The sequence below is a fragment of the Mycobacterium sp. SMC-18 genome (genome assembly GCF_045310895.1).
In the GTDB taxonomy this organism is placed as follows: Bacteria; Actinomycetota; Actinomycetes; order Mycobacteriales; family Mycobacteriaceae; genus Mycobacterium.
This window is the reverse complement of record NZ_JBJIAL010000031.1, coordinates 1-21,967: the sequence shown is the minus strand read 5'-3', so window position 1 is coordinate 21,967 and position 21,967 is coordinate 1. Positions and strand designations below refer to the sequence as shown.

General features: G+C 65.7%; 20 protein-coding genes and 1 pseudogene. 13 read left to right on the top strand and 8 right to left on the bottom strand.

Annotated elements, in window-relative coordinates:
* Positions 1 to 121: 121 nt before the first annotated feature.
* Positions 122 to 778, top strand: coding sequence for a S1 family peptidase (locus ACJH6J_RS22130; protein ID WP_318985379.1), 657 nt, complete (start codon positions 122 to 124; stop codon positions 776 to 778).
* A 24-nt stretch (positions 779 to 802) separates the two neighbouring features.
* On the opposite strand, the gene acs is transcribed toward ACJH6J_RS22130, so the two are convergent.
* A complete protein-coding gene (gene acs, locus ACJH6J_RS22125) occupies positions 803 to 2,749 on the bottom strand; it encodes an acetate--CoA ligase (RefSeq protein WP_406774066.1) in 1,947 nt (648 codons plus the stop codon).
* A 99-nt stretch (positions 2,750 to 2,848) separates the two neighbouring features.
* Here acs and ACJH6J_RS22120 point away from each other — a divergent pair, with 99 nt between their 5' ends.
* A complete protein-coding gene (locus ACJH6J_RS22120) occupies positions 2,849 to 3,619 on the top strand; it encodes an oxidoreductase (protein ID WP_212807327.1) in 771 nt (256 codons plus the stop codon).
* A gap of 447 nt (positions 3,620 to 4,066) precedes the next feature.
* Here the strand turns inward: ACJH6J_RS22120 and ACJH6J_RS22115 are convergent, their stop codons facing one another.
* Positions 4,067 to 4,924: an HAD-IB family hydrolase gene (locus ACJH6J_RS22115; protein WP_406804530.1), complete on the bottom strand. Its 858-nt coding sequence runs from the start codon at positions 4,922 to 4,924 to the stop codon at positions 4,067 to 4,069.
* A gap of 506 nt (positions 4,925 to 5,430) precedes the next feature.
* Between ACJH6J_RS22115 and ssd the strand changes: the two genes are divergently transcribed.
* From ssd to ACJH6J_RS22075, 8 genes and pseudogenes are all read left to right on the top strand, one after another.
* Positions 5,431 to 6,504 (top strand): septum site-determining protein Ssd, encoded by a 1,074-nt coding sequence (gene ssd, locus ACJH6J_RS22110; protein WP_406804529.1) that lies wholly within the window; start codon positions 5,431 to 5,433, stop codon positions 6,502 to 6,504.
* The gene (locus ACJH6J_RS22105) at positions 6,501 to 7,667 is read left to right on the top strand and encodes a TadA family conjugal transfer-associated ATPase (protein WP_406804528.1); all 1,167 of its coding nucleotides are present in this window, start codon (positions 6,501 to 6,503) and stop codon (positions 7,665 to 7,667) included. The genes ssd and ACJH6J_RS22105 overlap by 4 nt, the downstream gene beginning before the upstream one ends.
* Entirely contained in the window at positions 7,664 to 8,452 is a 789-nt protein-coding gene (locus ACJH6J_RS22100; RefSeq protein ID WP_406804527.1) for a type II secretion system F family protein, read from the top strand. The genes ACJH6J_RS22105 and ACJH6J_RS22100 overlap by 4 nt, the downstream gene beginning before the upstream one ends.
* Positions 8,449 to 9,018, top strand: a complete 570-nt coding sequence (locus ACJH6J_RS22095; RefSeq protein ID WP_346415086.1) for a type II secretion system F family protein — start codon at positions 8,449 to 8,451, stop codon at positions 9,016 to 9,018. The genes ACJH6J_RS22100 and ACJH6J_RS22095 overlap by 4 nt, the downstream gene beginning before the upstream one ends.
* A gap of 36 nt (positions 9,019 to 9,054) precedes the next feature.
* A pseudogene (locus tag ACJH6J_RS22090) lies at positions 9,055 to 9,150 on the top strand (DUF4244 domain-containing protein); the annotation flags it as partial.
* A 747-nt stretch (positions 9,151 to 9,897) separates the two neighbouring features.
* Entirely contained in the window at positions 9,898 to 10,728 is an 831-nt protein-coding gene (locus tag ACJH6J_RS22085; protein ID WP_406804526.1) for a hypothetical protein, read from the top strand.
* A 73-nt stretch (positions 10,729 to 10,801) separates the two neighbouring features.
* Positions 10,802 to 11,761, top strand: coding sequence for a hypothetical protein (locus ACJH6J_RS22080; protein WP_406804525.1), 960 nt, complete (start codon positions 10,802 to 10,804; stop codon positions 11,759 to 11,761).
* Between the two features lie 2 nt (positions 11,762 to 11,763).
* The gene (locus ACJH6J_RS22075) at positions 11,764 to 12,801 is read left to right on the top strand and encodes an ImmA/IrrE family metallo-endopeptidase (protein WP_406804524.1); all 1,038 of its coding nucleotides are present in this window, start codon (positions 11,764 to 11,766) and stop codon (positions 12,799 to 12,801) included.
* Positions 12,802 to 12,804: 3 nt separating this feature from the next.
* Here ACJH6J_RS22075 and ACJH6J_RS22070 read toward each other — a convergent pair whose 3' ends face one another.
* From ACJH6J_RS22070 to ACJH6J_RS22055, 4 genes are read right to left on the bottom strand one after another with little or no spacing between them, the layout of a single operon-like run.
* Positions 12,805 to 14,562 carry a ThiF family adenylyltransferase gene (locus tag ACJH6J_RS22070; RefSeq protein WP_406804523.1) on the bottom strand — a complete coding sequence of 586 codons (1,758 nt, stop codon included), beginning with the start codon at positions 14,560 to 14,562 and terminating at the stop codon, positions 12,805 to 12,807.
* Between the two features lie 50 nt (positions 14,563 to 14,612).
* On the bottom strand, positions 14,613 to 15,620 hold the full coding sequence (locus ACJH6J_RS22065; RefSeq protein ID WP_406804522.1) for an SMODS domain-containing nucleotidyltransferase: 1,008 nt from the start codon (positions 15,618 to 15,620) through the stop codon (positions 14,613 to 14,615).
* Complete coding sequence (locus ACJH6J_RS22060) at positions 15,617 to 16,651, bottom strand: CBASS cGAMP-activated phospholipase (protein WP_406804521.1); 1,035 nt, start codon at positions 16,649 to 16,651, stop codon at positions 15,617 to 15,619. Before ACJH6J_RS22060 ends, ACJH6J_RS22065 begins: the two co-directional genes overlap by 4 nt.
* Positions 16,648 to 16,896: a hypothetical protein gene (locus ACJH6J_RS22055; protein WP_406804520.1), complete on the bottom strand. Its 249-nt coding sequence runs from the start codon at positions 16,894 to 16,896 to the stop codon at positions 16,648 to 16,650. The genes ACJH6J_RS22060 and ACJH6J_RS22055 overlap by 4 nt, the downstream gene beginning before the upstream one ends.
* A gap of 258 nt (positions 16,897 to 17,154) precedes the next feature.
* Here ACJH6J_RS22055 and ACJH6J_RS22050 point away from each other — a divergent pair, with 258 nt between their 5' ends.
* Together ACJH6J_RS22050 and ACJH6J_RS22045 are read left to right on the top strand one after the other, a co-directional pair.
* Entirely contained in the window at positions 17,155 to 17,826 is a 672-nt protein-coding gene (locus tag ACJH6J_RS22050; RefSeq protein ID WP_406804519.1) for a hypothetical protein, read from the top strand.
* Positions 17,795 to 18,937: an XRE family transcriptional regulator gene (locus tag ACJH6J_RS22045; RefSeq protein ID WP_406804518.1), complete on the top strand. Its 1,143-nt coding sequence runs from the start codon at positions 17,795 to 17,797 to the stop codon at positions 18,935 to 18,937. Before ACJH6J_RS22050 ends, ACJH6J_RS22045 begins: the two co-directional genes overlap by 32 nt.
* A 159-nt stretch (positions 18,938 to 19,096) precedes the next feature.
* Here the strand turns inward: ACJH6J_RS22045 and ACJH6J_RS22040 are convergent, their stop codons facing one another.
* Positions 19,097 to 19,885: a helix-turn-helix transcriptional regulator gene (locus ACJH6J_RS22040; protein WP_406804517.1), complete on the bottom strand. Its 789-nt coding sequence runs from the start codon at positions 19,883 to 19,885 to the stop codon at positions 19,097 to 19,099.
* A 58-nt stretch (positions 19,886 to 19,943) separates the two neighbouring features.
* On the opposite strand from ACJH6J_RS22040, the gene ACJH6J_RS22035 reads away from it, so the two are divergent.
* Positions 19,944 to 20,621, top strand: coding sequence for a class I SAM-dependent methyltransferase (locus ACJH6J_RS22035; protein WP_406804516.1), 678 nt, complete (start codon positions 19,944 to 19,946; stop codon positions 20,619 to 20,621).
* A 766-nt stretch (positions 20,622 to 21,387) separates the two neighbouring features.
* Here the strand turns inward: ACJH6J_RS22035 and ACJH6J_RS22030 are convergent.
* On the bottom strand, positions 21,388 to 21,967 hold a 580-nt coding region (locus tag ACJH6J_RS22030), incomplete at its 5' end, for an IS3 family transposase (RefSeq protein ID WP_406804515.1).

Sequence of the window (21,967 nt, the reverse complement as noted above, 5' to 3'; positions counted from 1 at the left end):
CGTCCTCCCGGCGTCGGTGTAGTCCTGGCATATGTTGCCACGTGGGGCGCCGCTTAACGATCCGGCCCAGCGATACACTGCCCCGATGCGTTTGGCACCCGGGTTTGCTTCGATGTGTGGGATGGCCATTGCTCTGCTCGGCACATCGGTCGGGGTGCCGGCCCACGCGGATGCACCGGTGCCGCTGGGCGGTGGCTCGGGCATCGTCGTGGACGGCGACACGTTCTGCACCCTGACCACGATCGGTCACGACAATCGCGGCAAGCTGGTCGGCTTCACGTCGGCGCACTGCGGCGGTCCCGGTCACGAGGTGGCGGCCGAGGGCGCAGAGAACCGGGGCACCCTGGGCGTCATGGTGGCCGGTAGCCAGCCGCTGGACTACGCCGTCATCGAGTTCGACCCGGCCAAGGTGCAGCCGCTGAACAACGTCAACGGCTTCCAGATCGACGGCATCGGCCCGGACCCGGCCTTCGGTCAGGTGGCGTGCAAGCTGGGCCGCACCACGGGCTACACGTGCGGTGTCACGTGGGGCCCCGGACAGGACCCGGGCACCATCGTGGACCAGGTGTGTGGCCAGCCCGGCGACTCGGGCGCGCCCGTCACCGTCAACAACAAACTGGTCGGCATGATCCACGGCGCCTTCAGTGACGACCTGCCGACGTGCGTCGTCAAGTACGTGCCGCTGCACACCCCGGCCGTGACGGTGTCGATCAACGCGGTGATCGCCGACCTCGACGCCAAGAGCCGGCCCGGCGCGGGCTACGTGCCCATCGCCTGAGCCGGCCTGGCCCTGCTGGCTGCCCTACTTACTGGCGCGGATGGCCTCGAAGACGCTGGGGTCGACGAGGGTGGAGGTGTCCCCGAGATCGCGGCCCTCGGCGACGTCGCGCAGCAGGCGGCGCATGATCTTGCCGCTGCGCGTCTTGGGCAGCTCGGGCACGATGTGGATCTCGCGCGGCTTGGCGATGGGGGAGATCTCGGTCGCGACCTGGGCCCGCAGTTCTTCGACGATGTTCTCCGAGCCGCCGTGCGCGGAGGCCTTGAGGATGACGAACGCGCAGATGGCCTGCCCGGTGGTGGCGTCGGTGGCGCCGACGACGGCGGCCTCGGCCACACCGGAGTGCCCGACGAGTGCGGACTCGACCTCGGCGGTGGAGATGCGGTGCCCGGAGATGTTCATGACGTCGTCGATACGGCCCAGGACCCAGATGTTGCCGTCGGCGTCGTAGCGGGCGCCGTCACCGGCGAAGTACCAGCCCTGCTCGGCGAAGCGGGACCAGTAGGTGTCCTTGAAGCGTTCGTCGTCGCCCCAGATGCCGCGCAGCATCGACGGCCACGGCTTGTCGAGCACGAGGTAGCCGGTGACGTGTTCTTCCTCGTCGGCGCCGGGGACCAGTTCGTTGCCGTCGTCGTCGACGATCTTGGCGCTGATGCCCGGCAGTGGGGTCATGGCCGAGCCGGGCTTGGCGGCGGTGACGCCGGGCAGCGGGGAGATCATGATGGCGCCGGTCTCGGTCTGCCACCAGGTGTCCACGATGGGCGTGGTGCCCGCGCCGATGTGTTCGCGGTACCAGCGCCAGGCCTCGGGGTTGATGGGCTCGCCGACCGAGCCGAGCACCCGCAGGCTCGACAGGTCGTGCGCCGCGGGGATCTGGTGGCCCAGCTTCATGAACGTGCGGATCAGCGTCGGCGCCGTGTAATAGATGGTGACACCGTACTTTTCGATGATGTCGAAGTGCCGGTGCTCGTTCGGTGAGGTCGGGGTGCCTTCGTAGACGACCTGCGTGACGCCGTTGGACAGCGGCCCGTAGACGATGTAGGTGTGCCCGGTGACCCAGCCGATGTCGGCGGTGCACCAGTAGACGTCGTCGGCCTTGATGTCGAAGACGTTGTGGTGGCTGTAGGACGCCTGCGTCAGGTAACCGCCACTCGTGTGCACGATGCCCTTGGGCTTGCCGGTGGTGCCGGAGGTGTACAGCAGGAACAGCGGCTGCTCGGCGTCGAACGCCTCGGGGGTGTGGTCGGTGGACTGTGAGTCGACGATCTCGTGCCACCAGACGTCGCGGCCCTCGGTCCAGTCGACGTCGATGCCGGTGCGCTTGACCACCAGGACGTGCTCGACGCTCGGCTGGCCGGTGACGGCTTCGTCGACCGCGGACTTGAGCGAGGCCGCCTGGCCGCGGCGATACTGCCCGTCGGTGGTGATGACGAGCTTGGCCTGGGCGTCCTCGACGCGGGCGGCCAGCGCGGTGGCCGAGAAGCCGGCGAACACGACCGAGTGCATGACACCCAGGCGCGCGCAGGCCAGCATCGCCACGATGGCCTCGGGCACCATCGGCATGTAGATGGCGACGCGGTCGCCGGCGGTCAGGCCCAGCGCGGTCAGGGCGTTGGCGGCCTTACTCACCTCGTCCTTGAGCTGGGCGTAGGTGATGTCGCGGGCGTCACCGACGGGCTCGCCTTCCCAGTGGATCGCGACGCGGTCGCCATTGCCGGCCTCGACGTGGCGGTCGACGCAGTTGTAGGCGACGTTGAGCTTGCCGTCGCCGAACCACTTGGCGAAGGGTGCGTTGGACCAGTCGAGCACCTCGGTGAACGGGGTCGCCCACGACAACCGCTCGCCCTGGCGGCGCCAGAAATCCAGGCGGTCGGCGTCGGCCTCTTGATACAGCGCGGCGGTGGCATTGGCCTGCGCGGCGAACTCGGCAGGCGGCGGGTAAGCCTGTGGCACAGCGGTGTCTTGTGTCATGGTTGTGAGCGTAGTCACTGGCACGTTGCAATGACGTTGGAGGTGGCTCGCCACCGTGACGTTGGAGGTGACCACCTGGTGGCACTACCGTGTGCGGACGTGGCTGCACCTGACCCGCTGGCTCCCCTGGCCGAACTGCCCGGCGTGGCCGAGGCCGGAGACGAGGCGCGTGAAGCGCTCGGCCGGGCCCACCGGCACAAGGTGAACTTGCGCGGTTGGCCGGCCACCGCGGCCGAGGCGTCGATGCGGGCCGCTCGGGCGTCGTCGGTACTCGACGGCGGATCCCTGAGCTTCAGTAAGGACGGCGAGGCCCCGGCGAAAGGTGAGCGCGCCGACGCGGTGCTCGCCGGCGCGCTGCGCGTGGCCGAAGCGCTCGAAGGCGGCGCGACCGCGCTCGTCGGCGTCTGGCAGCGCGCGCCGTTGCAGGCGATCGCCCGGCTGCACTCGCTGGCGGCCGCGGATCTGACGGACCCGGACCGGCTCGGCCGGCCCCGCACCGACGATCCGGACGTGGGCCGCCGGCTCGAGCTGCTCGGCGAGATCGTGAGCGGTGGGAGCCGGGTACCGGCGACCGTCCTCGCGGGCGTCGCTCATGGCGAACTACTGAGCCTGGCTCCATTCGGGGTCGCCGACGGTGTGGTGGCGCGCGCGGTGTCCCGGTTGATCACCATGTCCAGTGGACTCGACCCGCACGGCCTCGGCGTACCGGAGATGTACTGGATGCGCCAGGTTGGCGAATACCGTGCCGCGGCACGGGGCTTCGCGTCGGGCACGGCCGACGGGCTGACGGCGTGGTTGATCTGCAGCAGTCGTGCGCTGCACGCCGGGGCCCGGGAGGCGCTGTCGATCGCGCAGGCCTCGGCCAAGTAGCGGGCTGTCCGCGATCTTCTCCAGCAAAGACGGAAACATAAAAGCGGGCGACGCTCCGTCGTCAGAGGACATCTGACTCGGCTCGCCGCCCGCTAGCACGGAACCCCGGTTACCAAGCGTGCTTGTCGGGTTGTGTGGGTGGCCTCGGCGTCCCTGCGATGCGCTGCGGCTACAACCCCACCCAAGGGGTCCTCTTAGCCGTTCGCTTTTCGCAATTACGCAGGCCCACAACGCTTTTACCATTGTCGCGGTATGTGCTCCGCGTGGGTGCCGGTATTCCGTGCTGGGATGCCCTCTTCGGGAGGCCGAACCTTCTCTTCCGGTTCGGTCTTGGCCTCGGGGGCTTCCGTGCTTCCTTTGTACTACGTGACCGCAGTCACATCAAGGGTCAATCACCGGCGATTTGTGATTGTTACGGAGCCGGTCTCAGCAACTCGTCAGTAGCTTTCAGAAGTTCAGTCGACGGAGCAGCGAGTACGTCACGGCGCCGGCCGCGAGGGCACTGGCGCCGACGGCCAGGGTGGTGGCCACGGCGGCGCCCGACGGCGCCGGCAGCCGGTCCCGCAGCGAGACCGGGCGGGTGAAGGTCAGTACCGGCCAGCCGCGGGCGGCGGCCTCCTTGCGCAGGGCGCGATCCGGGTTCACCACGGCCGGGTGGCCGACGGCCTCAAGCATCGGCAGATCGGTGATGGAGTCCGAGTAGGCGTAGCAGTGCTCGAGCGCATAGCCCTCGCGGGCCGCGAGTTCCTCGATCGCCTCGACCTTGCCTTCCGCGAAGCAGTAGAAGTCGACGTCGCCGGTGTACTTGCCGTCCTCGACCACCATGCGCGTGGCCATCGAATGGTTGGCACCGAGTTCGCGGGCGATGGGCGCGACGATCTCCTCGCCCGATGCCGAGACCACCACGACGTCGCGGCCACACAGCTTGTGGTCGGCGATCAGGTTCGCGGCCTCGGCGAAGACCAGCGGGTCGACGATGTCATGCAGCGTCTCCGCGACGATCGACTTGACCTGTTCGACGTCCCAGCCGGTGCACATGTTGGTCAGGTAGGACCGCATGCGGTCCATCTGATCGTGGTCGGCGCCGGACATCAGGAACAGAAACTGTGCATAGGTGGACTTGAGGACGGCTTGCCGGTTCAGCAGTCCCTGGTTGAAAAAAGGTTTGCTAAAAGCGAGGGTGCTGGACTTGGCAATCACCGTTTTGTCGAGATCGAAGAAGGCCGCGGTGCGCACCGGAGCGCTCGACTCGGCCTCCTGACGCGGCGCGGCCGCGGCCCCGGCGGCCGGATCGGATGCGGTCACGGCTCCCAGCATATGCTCCGGAATGCCGGTGCCGGGTGGGCGGCGGTGTCGCCGTGTCGGTCGCCCGCGGGGTGGCCATCGCGGCGATTGACGTGCTGACACGCGCCTTTCACAGACAATCAACAGTTGCGCACAGCCCTGTTGACGTGTGTATAGTGGGCATTACCCGGCCAGCGCCGGGTGTGCATCAGCCCGACCCCCCGGGGCTGATCCACGACGACCTCCGCCTCCTCCCCCCCTGGCGGGGGTCGTCCCTTTTTCGAGGTCAGTCGAATTCCTCGAGGCATGGCCTCTCCGGCGTCTTTCAACCGGCGCCCGATTGCTGTTTTCCCCGCGTGGCGCAGGTGCTGCGACCCAGGTCCATCGAGTGTCGTGGTCCATCCACGGAAAAGTTGCGGAACGACATTCTCACGACTCCGTCAATAAAGTTGTCCACAGTTTGCGATTCATCCACATTCTGCGTGCGGGCTCTGGTGCCGCGGCCCGCCGCGGATCACGGTGGATCCATGACTACGAACGGGGCACTGGCCCTGATCGCCGACCCCGGACTGCGCGAGGAAATCGAGCGCATCGCCGCGGCGGCGGGCATCCGGGTGGTGTACGCGGCAGAGCCCTCGGGCCGCAAGGCGTGGGTCGGTGCGGCGGCGGTCCTGCTGGACGTCGCGGCGGCGCGGCGCTGTCGCGAGCTCGGGATGCCGCGGCGGCCCGCCGTGGTGTTGATCGCCACCGACGCGCCGGGCACCTGCGAGTTCGAGGCCGCGATGGTGATCGGTGCGCAGGAGGTCATCACCCTGCCCGGCCAGGAATCGGGGCTCGTCGGCGTCCTGTCGGATGCCGCGGCCGGTGAATCCGACGGGCGCCGTGGCGCCGTGGTCGCGGTGATCGGCGGACGTGGCGGCGGCGGTGCGTCGGTCTTCGCGGTCGCGTTGGCGCAGGTCGCGGCCGAACCGGACCGCGAGTGCCTACTTGTCGACGTCGACGCCTGGGGTGGCGGCCTCGATCTCGCCCTGGGTGCCGAGGGCGACGCCGGCCTGCGCTGGCCGGACCTGACGGCAGCAGGGGGACGGCTCAGTTATCCGGCCCTGCGCGATGCGCTACCGCGCCGGCGCGGGGTGGTGGTGCTGGCGGCCGGCCGCACCGGTGCCGAGTTGAGGCCGACGGCGCTCGCCGCGGTGATGGACGCCGGGAGCCGCGCCGGCGCGACCGTCATCTGCGACGTGCCGCGGCAGTCGTCGGCGGCGGCCGAGACGGTGCTGGCCGCAGCCGATCTCGTGGTCGTGGTGACGCCGGCGGAGGTGCGCGCCTGCGCGGCGACCCGGGTCGTGGCCGACTGGGTGACGGCCGTCAACCCGAACGTCGGCCTGGTGGTGCGGGGTCCTGCGCCCGGCGGGCTGCGCGCCGCGGAGATGGCGACGATCCTCGGGCTGCCGCTGCTGGCGGCCATGCGGGCCGAGAGCAACCTCGACGGCGCGCTCGAGCGGGGCGGTCTCGGCCGGAGTCTGCGGAGCCGGTCACCGCTGGCCGTGGCCGCCCGCCGCGTACTCACGGTGCTGGGCCGACAGCCCGGGGAGGCGGCGTGACGTCGTCGTTGGTGGATCGGGTCCGGGAACGACTGGCCGCGCAGACCAGCGGTGCCCTGCACCCCAACGCGGTGGCTGCGGCCATCCGAGCTGAGTCCGGCGGCGTACTCGCCGACAGCGACGTACTGGCCGGCATGCGGCTGCTGCAGACCGAGCTGACCGGTGCCGGGATTCTGGAACCGCTCCTGCGGGCACCGGGCACCACCGACGTGCTGGTCAGCGCGCCCGACGAGGTGTGGGTCGACGACGGAAACGGGTTGCGCCGCAGCACCATCCGATTCCCGGACGAGAATGCCGTACAGCGCCTGGCGCAGCGGCTCGCGCTGGCGGCCGGGCGGCGGCTCGACGATTCGCAGCCCTGGGTCGACGGCCAACTCGGCGGTATCGGCGGTGGCTTGACCGTGCGGTTGCATGCCGTGCTGCCCCCGATCGCCGCCGCGGGCACCTGCCTCTCGCTGCGGGTCCTGCGGCCCGCGACGCAGGACCTGGCCGGCCTCGTCGGCTCCGGGGCCATCGCGCCGCCCGCGGTCCCGCTCATCGCCGATATCGTCGCGGCGCGGCTGGCCGTTTTGGTTTCCGGTGGAACCGGCGCCGGCAAGACCACCATGTTGTCCGCGCTGCTCGGAGCTGTCGACCCCGCGGAGCGGATCGTCTGTGTGGAAGACGCCGCCGAGCTGGCACCGCAACATCCGCACCTGGTCCGGCTGGTCGCGCGCGGCGCCAATGTCGAGGGCGTCGGCGAGGTGACGGTGCGTGACCTGGTCCGGCAGGCACTGCGGATGCGCCCCGATCGCATCGTGGTCGGCGAGGTCCGCGGTGCGGAGGTCGTGGATCTGCTCGCGGCGCTCAACACCGGCCACGAGGGCGGGGCCGGGACGGTGCATGCGAACAGCCCCGCCGAGGTGCCCGCCCGCATGGAAGCGCTCGCCGCGGTCGGCGGGTTGGACCGCGCCGCACTGCATTCGCAACTGGCGGCCGCGTGCCAGGTGGTGCTGCACACCGCGCGGACCCGCGACGGGCACCGGCACCTGAGTGAGATCGCGGTGCTGCGCCGGGCCACGGACGGGACCGTCACGGTCGTGACCGCCTGGCACGTCGACCGGGGCGCCGGTCCGGGCATGCCCGCGCTGAGCGAACTGCTGGCTGCGCGGGGCCGGTCGTGAGTCCCGCGCTGCTGTTGGCGCTGGCCGTGCTGGTCGCGCCCGGCCCGTGTGGGCCAACGCGGTTGGGACATCGAAAACGCTTGGCGGAATCGGGTTCTCGCGGTCGACCGCGGTTGCTCTGGTCGGTGGCGGCCGTGCTCGCCGTCGTGGCGCTCGTCGTCCTGCCGCTGCCGGTGCTGCTGGCCGGGGCGGCGGTGGTCGGGACCGTCGGGCTCCGGTGGCGGCGCTCGCGGCAGGCGGCGCAGCGTGCCGAGGAAGCACAGACCCTGCAGGGTGCACTCGGCATCCTGGTCGGCGAATTGCGGGCCGGGGCGCATCCGGTCGCGGCGTTCGATGCCGCGGCCAATGAAGTGGACGGGCCCGTCGCGGTGGCGTTGGCGGAGGTCGCGGCGCGGGCGCGGCTGGGTGCCGACGTCTCGGCCGGTCTGCGCGCCGTCGCGGCATCGTCGGCGCTGCCGGCCCATTGGCAGCGCCTCGCCGTGTACTGGCAACTGGCGCTCGACCACGGCCTGGCCATCGCCCCGCTGATGCGCGCCGCTGAGCGTGACGTCGTTGCGCGTGAACGCTTCACGTCGCGGATCCGGGCGGGCATGGCAGGTGCGCGAACGACGGCAGCCGTGCTGTCGGGGCTGCCCGCACTCGGAATTGTGTTGGGGCAGTTGATCGGTGCGCACCCCGTGCGTTTCCTGGTGGGCGAGGGCGCGGCCGTGCTGGCGGTCGGTGTGGTGCTGTGCTGCCTCGGGTTGCTGTGGTCGGACCGGATCATCACACGGGCGCAGCGATGAGCGCGGTGCCGGTTCTCCTGCTCGCCGTGGCGATTCTGCTGATCCCCGGCCCAGCGGTGTACCGAATCCGGCCCCGTCCGCCGGACCGGTTCTCGCCGACCGCGGCGCCGGACGACCCGCTGGCGGTGCCGTCGAGCCTGGACGTGCTGGCAGCCTGCCTTTCGGCCGGCATGGCGACCGGTGCGGCGGCCGGGGCGGCGGTCGCGTCGGCACCGGCTGATCTGGCGGGCGTCCTGCGCCGCGCGGCCGAACTTCTGGCACTGGGTGCCGGCCCCGCGACGGCCTGGGCGGAGCCGAGTCGTGGTACGGACCCGCACGTGATCGCACTGCTCCGGCTGGCGCGGCGGTCGGCGTCGTCGGGCGCCGCGATGGCGCAGGGCGTCGCCGAACTGGCCGAGCAGGCCAGGGCCGACGCCGGTGATGCGGCGGACGCGGCCGCCGAGCGGGCCAATGTGTTGATCGCCGGGCCCCTCGGGCTCTGTTATCTGCCGGCATTCGTCTGTCTCGGCATCGTGCCGGTGGTCGCCGGCCTGGCCGGTGACGTGTTCCGGTCCGGGGTGTTCTGATCGCAACAACTGATCGCAACAAGGGGAGGAAAAACCATGAAGATGAACAGCTTTCGCGCGCTCGAGGCCCGCGTGACCATGCTGCTCACCGACGAGAGCGGGATGTCGACCGTCGAATATGCCATCGGGACCCGGATTATCTACCCTTAGAGGCGGTAGCGTGCCTCGAAAAATGCCCTGTGAACTGTGGTTACTTGACGACAGCGCGAGTTGCTCTGGCGTTAGCCACGTGAGCTACGTCACCTTTCGGTCGGTACTTACTAGGCCTGGGCCGTCGCCTTATCTGTATATGACGGTTCAGCCAGAACTGTCGTTGACCATCGAAGGACCGGGCCCGCGCACCGGGGCACGCGTGGCTGGCGGGAATCGCTAACCTGAGTGCGGCACTTCGGGGAAGGGAGCTTTGCGGGTGCTTGATGCCGCTGAGTTGTTGTTGGGGTGTCAAGGCATCTGGGCGCGTACGGGGTGACCGCCGCCCATACCGATCTCGATGCATTGCAGTGGGCTGGCCAGGTTTACGAGATGGCTTGGCGGTTGCGTAACTCAGGGCTGTCCTCGGCGCAACGTGTGGCAGCAATCGCCACCGAGGCGCAGCTGCCCGGCCGAGAATCCGAAATCCCGATCGCGCGTGCCCCTGGCTGGTCGTCCGGAATTCGCGGTCGCCCCAGGAGGACAAGGCCGTGCGTCGTGCTGTCAGGTGTGGCTGGAACAATTGCATTAGGTACGAGGCGTACGCCACAGAGGGCGGGAGGGTAATCCATCTCAGCGTTCGAGGAGCTGTCGCGGCAGGGTCATCTGGGGCAGCACGGTGTCGAGGTTGTCCGGCGGATCGTCGAGCAGGAGCTGCAGAAGTTCCGTTCGCTGCGGAAGACCGTCGAGTTGGACGACGCGGTGCAGGAGTTCTTCGTTGACCGCATCAAGCCGCTCACCGCAGCACTTGTCGCGAAGGCGACGTCCGATCAGTCGTATGGGCGGCTGGTTCGCGCGTCGGTGAAAAACTGGTTGATCGACCAAGCGAGAACCGTCGGCACTGGCCCACTGCGGCGTTGCGTCGAGAAGGTGCTGGCACAGTCAGTCCAGTTCGAACAGGTCCCTGCTGGCAGCTTGGGTGCGGGGCGATGGCGCGTGGCGGGTAGCGACTGGTTGCCATGGGCCGGCGATACCGGTGAACTGGTCGCGGTGGCGTGGTCGGTGCCGAACGTGCGCGTTCCGAAATGGTCGAGTCCCTCTCGCCGCCCTCCGGTCGCCGATCGAGCCTCGTTGGTGGCCATCATCGCCGCCGTGCTGCAGGCGGCCAGCGGGAGTTTGGAAACTGCACAGCTGGTGTATGTCTTCAGCCAGCGCTTCGCTGCGGCGCTTGATCGCAATCCCGTGTCCCTCAGCCGGGGTTCCGATGAGGATGAGACTGGTATCGATCCCGCGTCGGATGCCCTTGGTCCTGAAGATGAGTTCATCGCCGAGTTGGCGATTGATGATGTTGCCGCCGCAGCAATAGAAATTGTTCGCCGCCTATCCGATTTGGAGCGCGCGGCGGTGCCGCTCCTAGACGACCAGGCTTCCATTCAGCAACTTGTGGGTCGCGGACGCAGTCAAAGTGCCCTGTTTTCCCAGCGGCTAAGAACGAAAATCCGTGAGCTCGCGGGCACCGGAGCCGATCGTGAAGACATCGTCAGGGAGGTAATCGCGTTATGCGCTGCCCCTGCTTCATGACGGACAAAGCACACGATGTGCCGTCAGACTTGTATGAAAACAGCATCAACCCTCGCGTGGAGAGGAGAGTTCATTGATCAAGCGATCTCCGCGATTCGACCTGCTTGAACTAGCCCGCAACGCTGCGGTTCCTCATCCGCTAACCAACGAAGGTCGGCACGCACGATTTGGGGACGGCCGTGATCAAGTCCTCAGACGCGGGCAGGTATGGCGAGCTCAGTGGGACGAGGTCACTGTTCTGGTGCTGTTGGCTGAAACCAGCAGCACAGACGTTGATGTCATCCCAGTCACCGTGGACCCGGACGCCGCCGACTCAACTGCACTTGTCTTAGACCCGTCGCTAACGGCGTTCGGCGTCGAAACCACGTTGTGGATCAATCTCCGTACACGTCTACCGCTGCGCGTACTCGACGAGATCATTGATGAATTCCCCGCCGATCTCATGAACGAAGTTATCGACGATCCACAGGTTGACTTGCCGCGCGGCGTGCGCAAAGGCCCACCCGCAGCGTCAGTATTCGACCCGTCGAAGCAGATTCGAGCGGAAATCGAAGACGATCTCTCGGACTTGCAAGCCAGTCCGCAATTACCAGTCGAAGGCGGATCGGCGACGACACCTCCCACACTGGCGTCGATCTTGGGCAAGAACGTCAATTTGGGTGCGTTGGTGGATGCCCTGGGTCCCTGTGGGCTCAATCAGTCCGACGTCATGAGCGTACTTAAAGGCAAGCGGTTCCTGACCCCCGATCTCGTGGACGCGATTGCCAGCGTGACCGATATCAGCCGCGCGGCGATTGCCGAAGCGGTGACGCCGCTCCCAGCTGAGTTGGTCGAAGAGGTCGATCATCCTCGCTGGCGTTCGATGTGGCGTGACTGGGCGCACAGAGATGGGCTCGATGAGTCGACGGCGCGACTTCGCGGGACCTACGAGTTATACGCCCTAGCAGCACGGCAAACGGGTGCCCAAAAGCCGGATTGGGCGGCCCGGCTCGCACAGTTTCGCCAACTGCGTGATAACCCTCGGCGTTCCTGATCATGGCGCGCGTCTATATCGCTGAAGCTCAAGCCCAGGCTGAGTCGATGGCTTCGGTTGTCGAGCGGTTACACCCCGGTTCGGTTGACCGCCTGCGCGTCGATCCGCTCGCCGAGCTTCGCCGGTGGGACGACCTGTCGTTGACCTTTGTCAGCGAAGCTGGCTCCCGGGAGGACTGTTCAGTGGCGGGCAGTTACCAATCGACACCTCCGACACTTGTTGTGACACAGTCGAAGTCCATCGGACGGCAGAATTTCACGGCACTGCACGAGCTGGGACATCATCTGCAGCAAACCGACATCGATTTGGGTAACGCGGTATTCCAGCACCGCGATCCGGACCAGTTTGAAGAGCAATCTTGTGATGCATTTGCTGCCCGAATTCTGTTGCCGGACGATGAATTAGCCCGCACGATGGATGCACGCGGCCCGACGGCGCAGGACGTGGTTGACCTGTTCACTACGCGCTCGTCGGCGTCGCGTGAGGCCTGCTGCGTCTGGGCGGCACGGCGTCTACGTGGGTCGGGCGCGGCCGTGCTGTTGGATGCCGCCGGTGTCGTGTTGTTCGCGGCATCAAATGGTTTCATTCCGCCGGCCCGGCGATCGGATCAGTCGCGCACGCCCCTGATCGAGGCAGCCCTCGGCAGTCGCAGCAACGGTGCGACTCGCGACGAGACATACGTGAGCTACCGCAACGGCGGTCGCAGCGACACTGTGTTCGGTCAAGCCCGGTGGTTCGATGACGACTATCTCGTGGCGGTGTTGGTCACCGACAACGCGCCGTGGATGCCATTGTCGCTGCCACGGCAGTCAACGTGGAGCGAGAAGCGTACGCGGTTCTGGGAGTGTGAGACGTGCGCCGAGTCGTTTTCCGTCGATGAGACGTGTGCGCGGTGCAACGATCCGCGGTGCCCAAGTGGGCACTGCGGCTGTCACGCCGCGCGTGCCGCGAAAGACAAACAGTGCGGCGATTGCTTCCAAGTCCTTGCGCCGTCGAGGTTTTCGCCCGGTAGTGATGTTTGCAAAGATTGCATCGATTGACGGCTAGCCGGAGTCGACACCGGCCGCCGCCGCGTCTGGTCCGGGATCAATACCGGCTGGCACGAAGGTGCGCAGCGGTCCGGCCTCACCGTGAGGCAGCGAAATCAAGTGGGTACCGGACAACGCTGCTCCGGGTTGCAGGTGCGCGCCCAGGATGCTCGTCAGGCTGGCGGCGACGCCGCCCAAATCTGCTGCGGCACCGTGGAATGTGGGGGTTGAACAGCCTCGGGTGGGGATGATTTGGTCATCGGTTGCAGACGTATCCCAGAGTGCATGGAATGCCTCCAACGTGCCATCGCTGATGATGTGTTCTCCCGCCTGGCGGTCGAGTGTGAACGGCCCGCACGGCGTTGGGGGCGATGACACCGTCAACATGCCGATGGTTCCGGTGAGTGAGTCTGTGGCGACCTGGGCGATGACGGGCCGATCTGTTTGTCTGCTGGCCAGGTCGTCGAGGAGTCGACCGATCGCGACGCTGACTGTCGCGTCGACGATGAGGTCAACCTTGTCGAAATCGGCGCCTTCGGGCACATAGGTGCGGTGAACGCTGATGTCAACCGAGTCGCTGATACTGCGGAGGCGTCGCGCCAATGCGTCGACCTTGGTGTCGCCGACGTCAAGTTCGGTGAAGTTCTGACGTACCAACAGACCACCGGAAATCGTACCGGGATCGCACAGCACGATTCGAGCGGCGCCAGCCCGGACAGCGAACTCGGCGATCCAGGAACCAAGACCTCCACAGCCCCATACTGCGATCGATTTGCCCGCGTAGCCGGTGACCGGACGGCCGGCGTCCCTGCGGGTGGTCACTTCCGGCCGCTCATCTGATATGAGCCACCACTGCAACGGTGTTGAGAGGTCAACTTGAGCGGGGTCAAGGTTCATCACCGACTTCTCATTGTTGCTGGATCGCGCGGCCGCCCGAATTGAATCGGCTACGGCGGACGGGAGGTTGGCGGCCAACAGGTGCGGCGCACCGCCGGACGGGTGTGGCACAGCAAGGACCAGCGGTTGCCGACTGCCATCCTGTTTACGGATGGCGCTAGCGCCCAGGACCGACAGCATGATGCCCGACATAGTGTCGCGTTTCACTGGGGCGTCGAAAAGCACTGTGGGAGTGCGTGTTTCAAGGCGTGGACTATCGACGAGGGTGAGCAGGTCGCCGAGCGTGTGTCCCGCGCCCAGTGGCAGATCCGCGTCGAGTTGGATCACCGGGGTGTGCTCGGCTTCGGTGATTGCCGCTGGCCGGGCGAGTGTGAGGTCCAGCCGGTGCGGAGCACGTGGCAGCAGCCATCCGTGTCCGACACGGCGGACAGGGTCGAGCGTATGCCGGACGACGACCGTCAGTGCCCCGTCGGTGGCGTGCAGGACGCCGCCGACGGCGTGGTACATCGCGTCCTGAGCGTCGAAGCGGTTGCCGGCCGCATCAGCCAGCCATGCGAAGAGCCGGTCGAGGAATCCGCCAAATCCTACGGTGGGATCCCATTCACGAGACGGGTCCAGGTACAGGCAGAGTCGCTGGCCCTGTAGGACATGGGGGTGGCCCAGGAAGCGGTGGTGATCGACTTCAACCCGCGGCGGCTGATATTCGTATTGCCCAACCACGACACTGACATCTTCGTTGGTGCGCAACATAATACCGCCCGGCGCGTGGGCGAGGTTGGCGGTGCACAACCGTAACCGCAGTCGCATCGCGCCGGTTGCGTCAAGTCGGTGGCGACCGATGAGCTGGACTTCGTCTGGGTGCGTCTCGATCACCACTCGCAGCTCACTCAGGACTCTCTGCTGCCACGGGGACAGGGCCGGAGGGCTCACCCGGCACGTCCGGGCAGCGTCACCGCCGATCGTGCTACCGCCGTGCCAGTGACGAGGGTGGCGTATTTGTCCGCTGTCCGTGCCGCTTTCGGTGCGGTGAACCCGTCACCGAACAGCGCCTGCCATTTTCTCACCGACTTGTCGGGGTCGGTTTCCAGGTAGGCAGAACGGATTTCGGAGGCGTGGGTGTGGATGCGGTCGCGGAAGTACGAGTAGGTTTCCTGGGTCCAGCGGTGGTCGAAGGAGGTACCGGTGCCGGCCGGGTCCATCAAGATGGGCTTGGTCGGACGTTGTTGCAGCCAGTCGTCGAGGTCGGAAACGATGTGCAGCAGCGCGGTCGGCACGTCCGAGTAGTAGCCGTTATCAACGATCTTGTGCCATTCCTGCACCTGCTCGCCCAACATGGTGGTCAGCAGGATGGACTTCGTTCCGGTGAACGAGTTCTTGTGGTCACGTAGGAATTTCATGATGCGGATGACTTCACGCAGGTGCTTGTTGGCGATTGTGTCCTTGGCCTTCATCCAGGCGGTGAAACCGTCGGTGTCGGTGCGCTCCCAAATGTTGTTGTCCCGGTTGATGATCCACTGGGACCCATCATTGCGGACCACAAACGGGACGATATCCAGATGCATGACGTCGTTGGCGTAATTCAGGTACACACACCGGCATTTCCGGCCGTGGGTCATGTTTTTGTAGGGCGACGTGTTGTGTAGCACGCTGTAGATTGCGTCGCCGTACTTCTTCTTGTCGGAGTCCCAATCCGGGTTTTCGACCATCTGGACCATGAAGTCGGCATCGAAAGCCTTGCCGTTGACCGGGCGGATGATGGTTTTCTGCGGCCAGGAGCCCTGCGGGATCTTCTTCTTGATCAGCGGACCCAGGTCGTCATCGTTGGTGAGGACCCCGTAGACAGTGTCGACACGCTGGCCGAGCAGGTCCAGCTTGGGCTGCGGCATGTTGACGGTGTTGTCGAGAAAGTTCTTGAAGTAGTCGGTGTGCTTCATCGTGCGCCTCCCGGCGGTGTTGTGGTGGCCAGGTCGCTGCCCGGGCCGTGGACAGGGGTGTAGGGGGATGCGACGTGCCCCGCGAAGGTTTTGGTGTAGCTCGGGGTGAGCTGGCGGCTCTGGCTGGAGGCCAGGCCGGCCAAGTCCTTCGGGTCCGCCTGGTCCAGGGAGAAGATGGCGCCGGGCACGGTCACGTCGAACCGGGCGTAGTTGTCTTCTCCGACCAAATGCGCTGCGGTGCCCTGAGTCCCGCGGGTGGATGCGGTGACCATCAGCGACGTGGCGGTGCTGGCCCAGGTTCCCCATCCGCCTGTGTCACATCGCTTGGGGTGTGTTGTCCTCTGATCGATGGTGCCGAGGTTGAGCACTCGGATGGATCGTAGCGGGATGCCCAGCATGCTGACCGCTTCGCCGATCCCGATCACCGACGGGTTGTTCGCCCAGACCCCACCGTCGATGAGTCGCTGTCCGTCCACCGATGCCGACGGAAAGTACGTTGGCGCCGCCGTCGTAGCCATGGCCACGTCGACCATTGGAATCTTCCAGTCGCGGCGCAGCCGCTCGTGGTGCGGGGTCTTGAAGATGTGGACCTCACCCACCTGCACGTCCCACGACGGAATCACCAACCGCTTGCCACTCTCACCCAGAAGTCGTTGGCCGAGAACCTGTTCGAGTGCCTCACGTAGGACCTCACCGGAGTACGCGTGCCTGAACGGCCGCAGCAGGTAGCGGAGTTTGTGCGACTTTCGGTAGGGAAACACGCGCGCACTGAGCGCCTCATAGTGTTCGACGATCTCTGCTGGACGCATGCCCGCCCCGAGTGCCAGCGCCAGGATGCCACCGGCAGACGTTCCCGTGATCAGGTCGAAGGCGTCCGTGATCGAGATACCGAGATCGGCTTCGAGCCGAGCCAGTACGTGAGCGGAAAACAGCGCCTTAGCGCCGCCACCGTCCAGCGCGAGCACCTGGAATCGCTGCACGTCCACGATGTCCCGCACGGTCGGGTCTGTACCGCGGCTGTCCCCTGTCATGCGTCGGTCCAGTCCACGCTGCCGGTGATCGCCAGCGTGCAGCCGCCGACATGCCGCGATCGTCGCGCCGTCGAAGCTGTCGCGGCGTCGGCGCGATGGCCGGTCACGAGCCTCCCATTGGAAGGCTGATCAGGGGGTAGGTTGCGGTAGTTCATGACGCTCCCTTCGGCCGGCCAAGCCCAATGCTTGGCACTACCGATGTATGACGTCACATCTCCGAATTCGTCCGGCACCTCATCGGTCACCTTCTTGTACCTCGTCCGTACGACATCCGGACGCCAGCATCCGAGTGCCCCGACATCGGGTTCAGAGTCAGGCGCCGGCGTTATCGGGCGCCGCGGGAACTGATCGTGCATGGCCTAGCAACACACCCTCGAGTTGTCGGTGCATGGGGGTACGGTCGCTTGACCACGACACGCACACGGCACTGACCAGGCAATGTTCCGGTTTTATGCAAAAATATGAGGGCCGCAATGCAGCGGAGGAAGCGAGTGTAGAGCACCATGACCCAAGCCGAACCGGTCCAACCGGTCACCACCGTGATCCGTCCCGAGGACGCGGCCGCCTATCTCGAGCAGATGGACATCCGCGTTGCCGATGTGGCGGCCGCGATCGAGGCCGGCGACATCGCGGCAGGCGACATCGGCGATCATCACCCGATTACCGGCGCTGGCCTCACCCGGTGGATTCAGGTGGTTGGGGCGCTGCGGGAACGGTTGGCCTCGGGCCGGAACTGGCGGGGCGACAACCCGCGCAACCGCCCCATTTCACGCCACACCGGCAAGTCCTACACGCTGTCTACGGTCGGTGGGACCGATGCGACCGGCATCCTGGACCATCCGACGGGTCCGCTGGCGGCCCGTAAGAAAGGCCGCGCCACTGCAGAGGCGGTCACTGGGACGTTGACGCTGATCGCGGTGGACAAACTATTGCCCGGTGCCCGGACTTTCGATGCCAGCACCACACCGCCATCGGGCAACTGGTTCCTTGTGTATTACCGCGATGACGAGGAGATTCGTACGGAGATCTCCCTTCCGCTAGGGTTCAGTGATGGCCAGTTCACCGGGTGGCGGGTGAGAGTGATCTTGGATAGCTGGAAGCCTGCCAAACCGGTCAAGCGGCCACTGGATGTGGGAGGACAGGATGTCGACTTCGAGGTTCGAGAGGTCGGCTGACGCGTATCTGAACCCGGAGCGGATTCAGATCGCACGGATGCGCCGCGGCCTGACCAAACTCGAACTGGCCAAGCGCATCAACGTGACCGCACGCACCATCACCAAGTACGAGTCTGAAGCTGCGCCGGCGTCGGCAGCCGCCGCACTGTCGGCGGCGTTGGATTTTCCAGTCGGATACTTCCTGCGTGGTGACGCCGCCGTCTTCAACGCGACACAGGTCAGCTTCCGGGCCGCGCGACGCGCCACGGCCCGTCAACGTGAAGCCGCGGTCGCCGCTGGCATTGGTGGCGTAGAGATCGACCGGTGGATTTCGCAACGGTTTGCACTGCCGGCGCTGGACCTTCCTGACTTGGCCGGTTGCGACCCACGCAAGGGCGCGCAAGTGCTGCGCGCGATGTGGGGTCTGGGTACCAAACCATTGCCGAATCTCGTGCAGCTGTGTGAATCTCGTGGAATACGCGTTTACACGCTGCCGCCATTTGCGGATGCCGTTGACGCTTATTCGATCTGGTACGACGAAGTGCCGTATGTGTTTTTGACCCGACGCAAAACTCCGGAACGCATCCGATTCGATCTAGCCCACGAGCTGGGCCATTTGGTGCTTCACGGCGATGTGCCCGCCGAAAGCACCGCCGAGGAACGCGCCGCGGACGCGTTCGCCTCCGAATTCCTCATCCCAAGCGCGTCGCTGTCCGAGTATTTGAGACACAACCCGTCGTTTCAGGAACTGTTGACCGTCCGAACCCAATTCAAGGTGTCAGCGATGGCTTTGGCCTATGCGGCACACCAAGCGGGACGCATGACCGATTGGGCGCATCGTCACATCTGCATTGAGCTCTCCCAGAACGGGTTTCGCACCGCAGAGCCCGGCGGCATGCCGACCTATGAGATGTCGCGCGTGTTTACCCAGATCCTCGGCAGCGCAAGCAAATCCACAGTCAACGCTCGAATGATCGCCACCGATCTTGATGTTCCGGTCAGCGATGTACATGCACTCACATTCGGAACCGAACTGCGCGCAGCACAAGACACCGAAGTCACGAACGTGTCTGCGAATGACCACCACCAATCGAAATCTGTGTCGACAAAGCGCCATCTACAGAGCGTCTGAACAGTTCCACCCCGGCTATTGCTACAGCCGCCAGAGCGACGCGGGCCAAACCCGGATGAGGAGGTCGAGGAGGTCCGTCGAAGTTGGCGTGAAAGGAATTTGAGTCCACACTCACGGCATCGCGCTATAGCGAGACGGGGTGTGATCGCTCCCGAATCTTTAGATTCCAGACGGTCGGTCAACGAGCAGTCGTGCTCCGGTGGCGAGGGCGGCCGTGGTGGAGACTCCGAGAAGGGAACGGGCGGTATCGCTGAGATGTGACGGAGAGGCGAAGCCCGCGTCGGCCGAGGCCTGAGTCAAGGACTTTCCATCGGCAACTGCCGTTGCTGCATGGATCAGCCGAACCCACAACCGATACCGGCGGAACGTGGTCCCGGTCTCGGCGGCGAACAGCGTAAGGAAGTACGACGGTGAAAGACCCACTGCCGCAGCAGCTTCCCAGGCGCTGACCGTGGTCTGCGGATCGCTGCGGATCTGCTCGCCAAGCAGGGTGATCCGCGGGTCGATTGGTCGGCTGGTACCGGGCGAGGAAACCCCGAGTTGTTGAAGAATGCCGTCAGGGTTGAAGACGTCCTGAGTGAACATCTCGATGAGGATGCGCTCATTGCGGTGACCGGTGTGCACACTCTTGCTGGTCTCGTGCATCCCGTCGGTGCAGTTCGCCACTCGCGTGGCCGTGGGATCGAACGTGCACACTGCTACCCGCTCCGGCACCTGCACTATTTGCGTTACTGCTTGTGCTGGGATGAACACCGACCGGGCACGCACCGACTGGCCGTCGGTTGCCATTGTCACCGGTCCGGATATGCCGAGGATGAGGGCACCGACCATACGGGCGTGACCGCTGAGGTCCAGAGGCGGACCGAGATAGATGGTGGCACCCAACGACAGCCAACATACAGGCCGGTCATCGAGGGCGAACGTTTCTGGAAGCGGACCGACGACCATGCCCGCATCGTAATGACCAGACAACTACGGCAGTCGGTCTGCTGTACGAGAGGGGCGAATGGTGAGTGGTGCCTGGGGAAATCGGTGGTTCGCCGCGACGGTGGGTGCGTTCTATGACCGGGCGATGCAACGGCGATGGGTGGCCGACGCATACTTGCGCCTGATCGTCGGGGACGATGCGCGGGGATTGCTTGGCGCCATGGACGCCGTGACCGTCATGCCCGACGGGTCGTCGATCTTGGATGTGCCGTGCGGTGGTGGGATCACCGTGCGCAGGCTGCGTCCGGGTCAGCGGGTGTGCTATGTCGCGGCGGACATCTCACCGGCGATGCTGGCGCGCGCTCGACGCTATGCTGGGGCCGGCGGCAGGTCGACGGTGGAGTTCGTGGAGTGCGATATCACCAACATGCCGTTCGGTGACGGCGAGTTCGATCTGGTTGTGTGCTTCAGCGGGCTGCATTGTCTTCCCGACCCGGCGGCAGCGGTACGGGAAATGGCGCGGTGTGTGCGGCCCGGTGGCCGTGTGATCGCCGATGTTGCGCTTCACGGTCAGCTGCGGCGCTGCGATGCCTTCATGACGTTCGGTCGACGGTTCGGGGTGTTCGGCCCGCCGGCGACCTTATCCGATGTCCGCGGATGGTTCACCGACGCGGGACTGACCGCCACGGCACAGCACCCGGCCGGCGCCCTGGTATACATCGACGCCAAACGGTCTGTTCAGGTCGCCAATAGCTGAGAACCCTCGAGGCGGTGTTGGTCTCAACTCCTAGCGGCCGCTCAGGTGCCGTATGTGACAGCAGAATATCGCGCGCACCGGAATCTTGGCGTGCCCGAAAGCTGACGGCGCGCACATATTTCCACCGTTTCAATTTGACGACACGAAAAGCTCATTCCTGGCTTGGATACCGTATTGCTGGCCATAGCTGTAGGCACAGCGGATACATGGCAGGTTGCGCTTTGGCTGTCCGTCCCAAGCGAGTGTCCATGGCCATTGACAAGCGAGCACCCGCGACGAAAACTCCACGTGAAGCGTTGAAAGCCGGGCAAGTTGAGGCGGTAGAGGGGCTGGCGCCTCAGACTGTTATGCGTTGGCGTCACTGAACCGGTATTTCAGAGACACCGACCTTTGAACAGCGCGACGATGGCCGATGCACGGAGCCGCGAACCTCCTCGACGTCCAATTCGTTGGTTCGAGTTCTGCTGCGGCACAAAAGAAGGCAGCGACGTTAACGCCTGCGGCCGTCGATCATATGTTCACGGCGGCGGCAGATCGGCTGCTCACGCATGTCAGCGCAGCATACTTCACACAATTCACGCAATGAGCGAACACCACAGCCTGTGTTTTACCGCAGCCGCTTGGCAGTGTCCCGTACCGCCTCATCGGATCCACCGGAATCCCTATTGGCAGTTGGAAATTGAAGAATGTGCGTCGCAGTGCGAAACTATACGCAGCGGGGCGTCCCAAGGGCCTTGCCCCCATGTAGTGGACACGGGATTTGTGGTTACGCGGCTACTGGCAGCGTAGCCGGTGTTAGGGTCCTTTCGTAGGTCGCAGGGCTGGAATAGCGGCACCGGGAGTGCCGTCGTTTGGTGTTGTAGCGAGCCAGCCAGCGGAACACTTCGCGGCGGCAGGTAGCAGCGTCGGGCCAGTGGCTGCGGTCCTGCAGGATCTCGCGTTTGAGGGCGGCGTTGAACGATTCGGCCAGCGCGTTATCGGCACTTGACCCGACGCCACCCATAGACTGGGTGACCTCCAAGTCACGGCAGAGGTTCGCGAAATCCCTTGAGGTGTACTGACTTCCGTGATCTGTGTGGAACACTGCACCGGTCAGGGAGCCGCGCAGCGCCGCAGCGGCTTTGAGGGCATCTTCGACCAGTTCGGTGCGCATGTGCTCGGCGATCGCCCACCCCGCCACCCGTCCGGAGAAGCAGTCGATCACGGTCGCCAGATACAGATTCGAACCGCTTGCCAATGGCAGGTAGGTGATGTCGCCGACGTACTTGACGTTGGGTGCCGCGGCGGTGAAGTCCCGGTTGAGCAGGTCCGGGACTTTCTGTTTGGCCGGATCCGGCGTGGTGGTC

Coding starts and splice junctions, on each gene's coding strand:
- ACJH6J_RS22130 (WP_318985379.1), top strand. CDS start 122: ATGGCCATTGCTCTGCTCGGCACATCGGTCGGGGTGCCGGCCCACGCG.
- acs (WP_406774066.1), bottom strand. CDS start 2,749: ATGACACAAGACACCGCTGTGCCACAGGCTTACCCGCCGCCTGCCGAG.
- ssd (WP_406804529.1), top strand. CDS start 5,431: ATGACTACGAACGGGGCACTGGCCCTGATCGCCGACCCCGGACTGCGC.
- ACJH6J_RS22095 (WP_346415086.1), top strand. CDS start 8,449: ATGAGCGCGGTGCCGGTTCTCCTGCTCGCCGTGGCGATTCTGCTGATC.
- ACJH6J_RS22075 (WP_406804524.1), top strand. CDS start 11,764: ATGGCGCGCGTCTATATCGCTGAAGCTCAAGCCCAGGCTGAGTCGATG.
- ACJH6J_RS22065 (WP_406804522.1), bottom strand. CDS start 15,620: ATGAAGCACACCGACTACTTCAAGAACTTTCTCGACAACACCGTCAAC.
- ACJH6J_RS22060 (WP_406804521.1), bottom strand. CDS start 16,651: ATGACAGGGGACAGCCGCGGTACAGACCCGACCGTGCGGGACATCGTG.
- ACJH6J_RS22050 (WP_406804519.1), top strand. CDS start 17,155: ATGACCCAAGCCGAACCGGTCCAACCGGTCACCACCGTGATCCGTCCC.
- ACJH6J_RS22045 (WP_406804518.1), top strand. CDS start 17,795: ATGTCGACTTCGAGGTTCGAGAGGTCGGCTGACGCGTATCTGAACCCG.
- ACJH6J_RS22040 (WP_406804517.1), bottom strand. CDS start 19,885: ATGGTCGTCGGTCCGCTTCCAGAAACGTTCGCCCTCGATGACCGGCCT.
- ACJH6J_RS22035 (WP_406804516.1), top strand. CDS start 19,944: ATGGTGAGTGGTGCCTGGGGAAATCGGTGGTTCGCCGCGACGGTGGGT.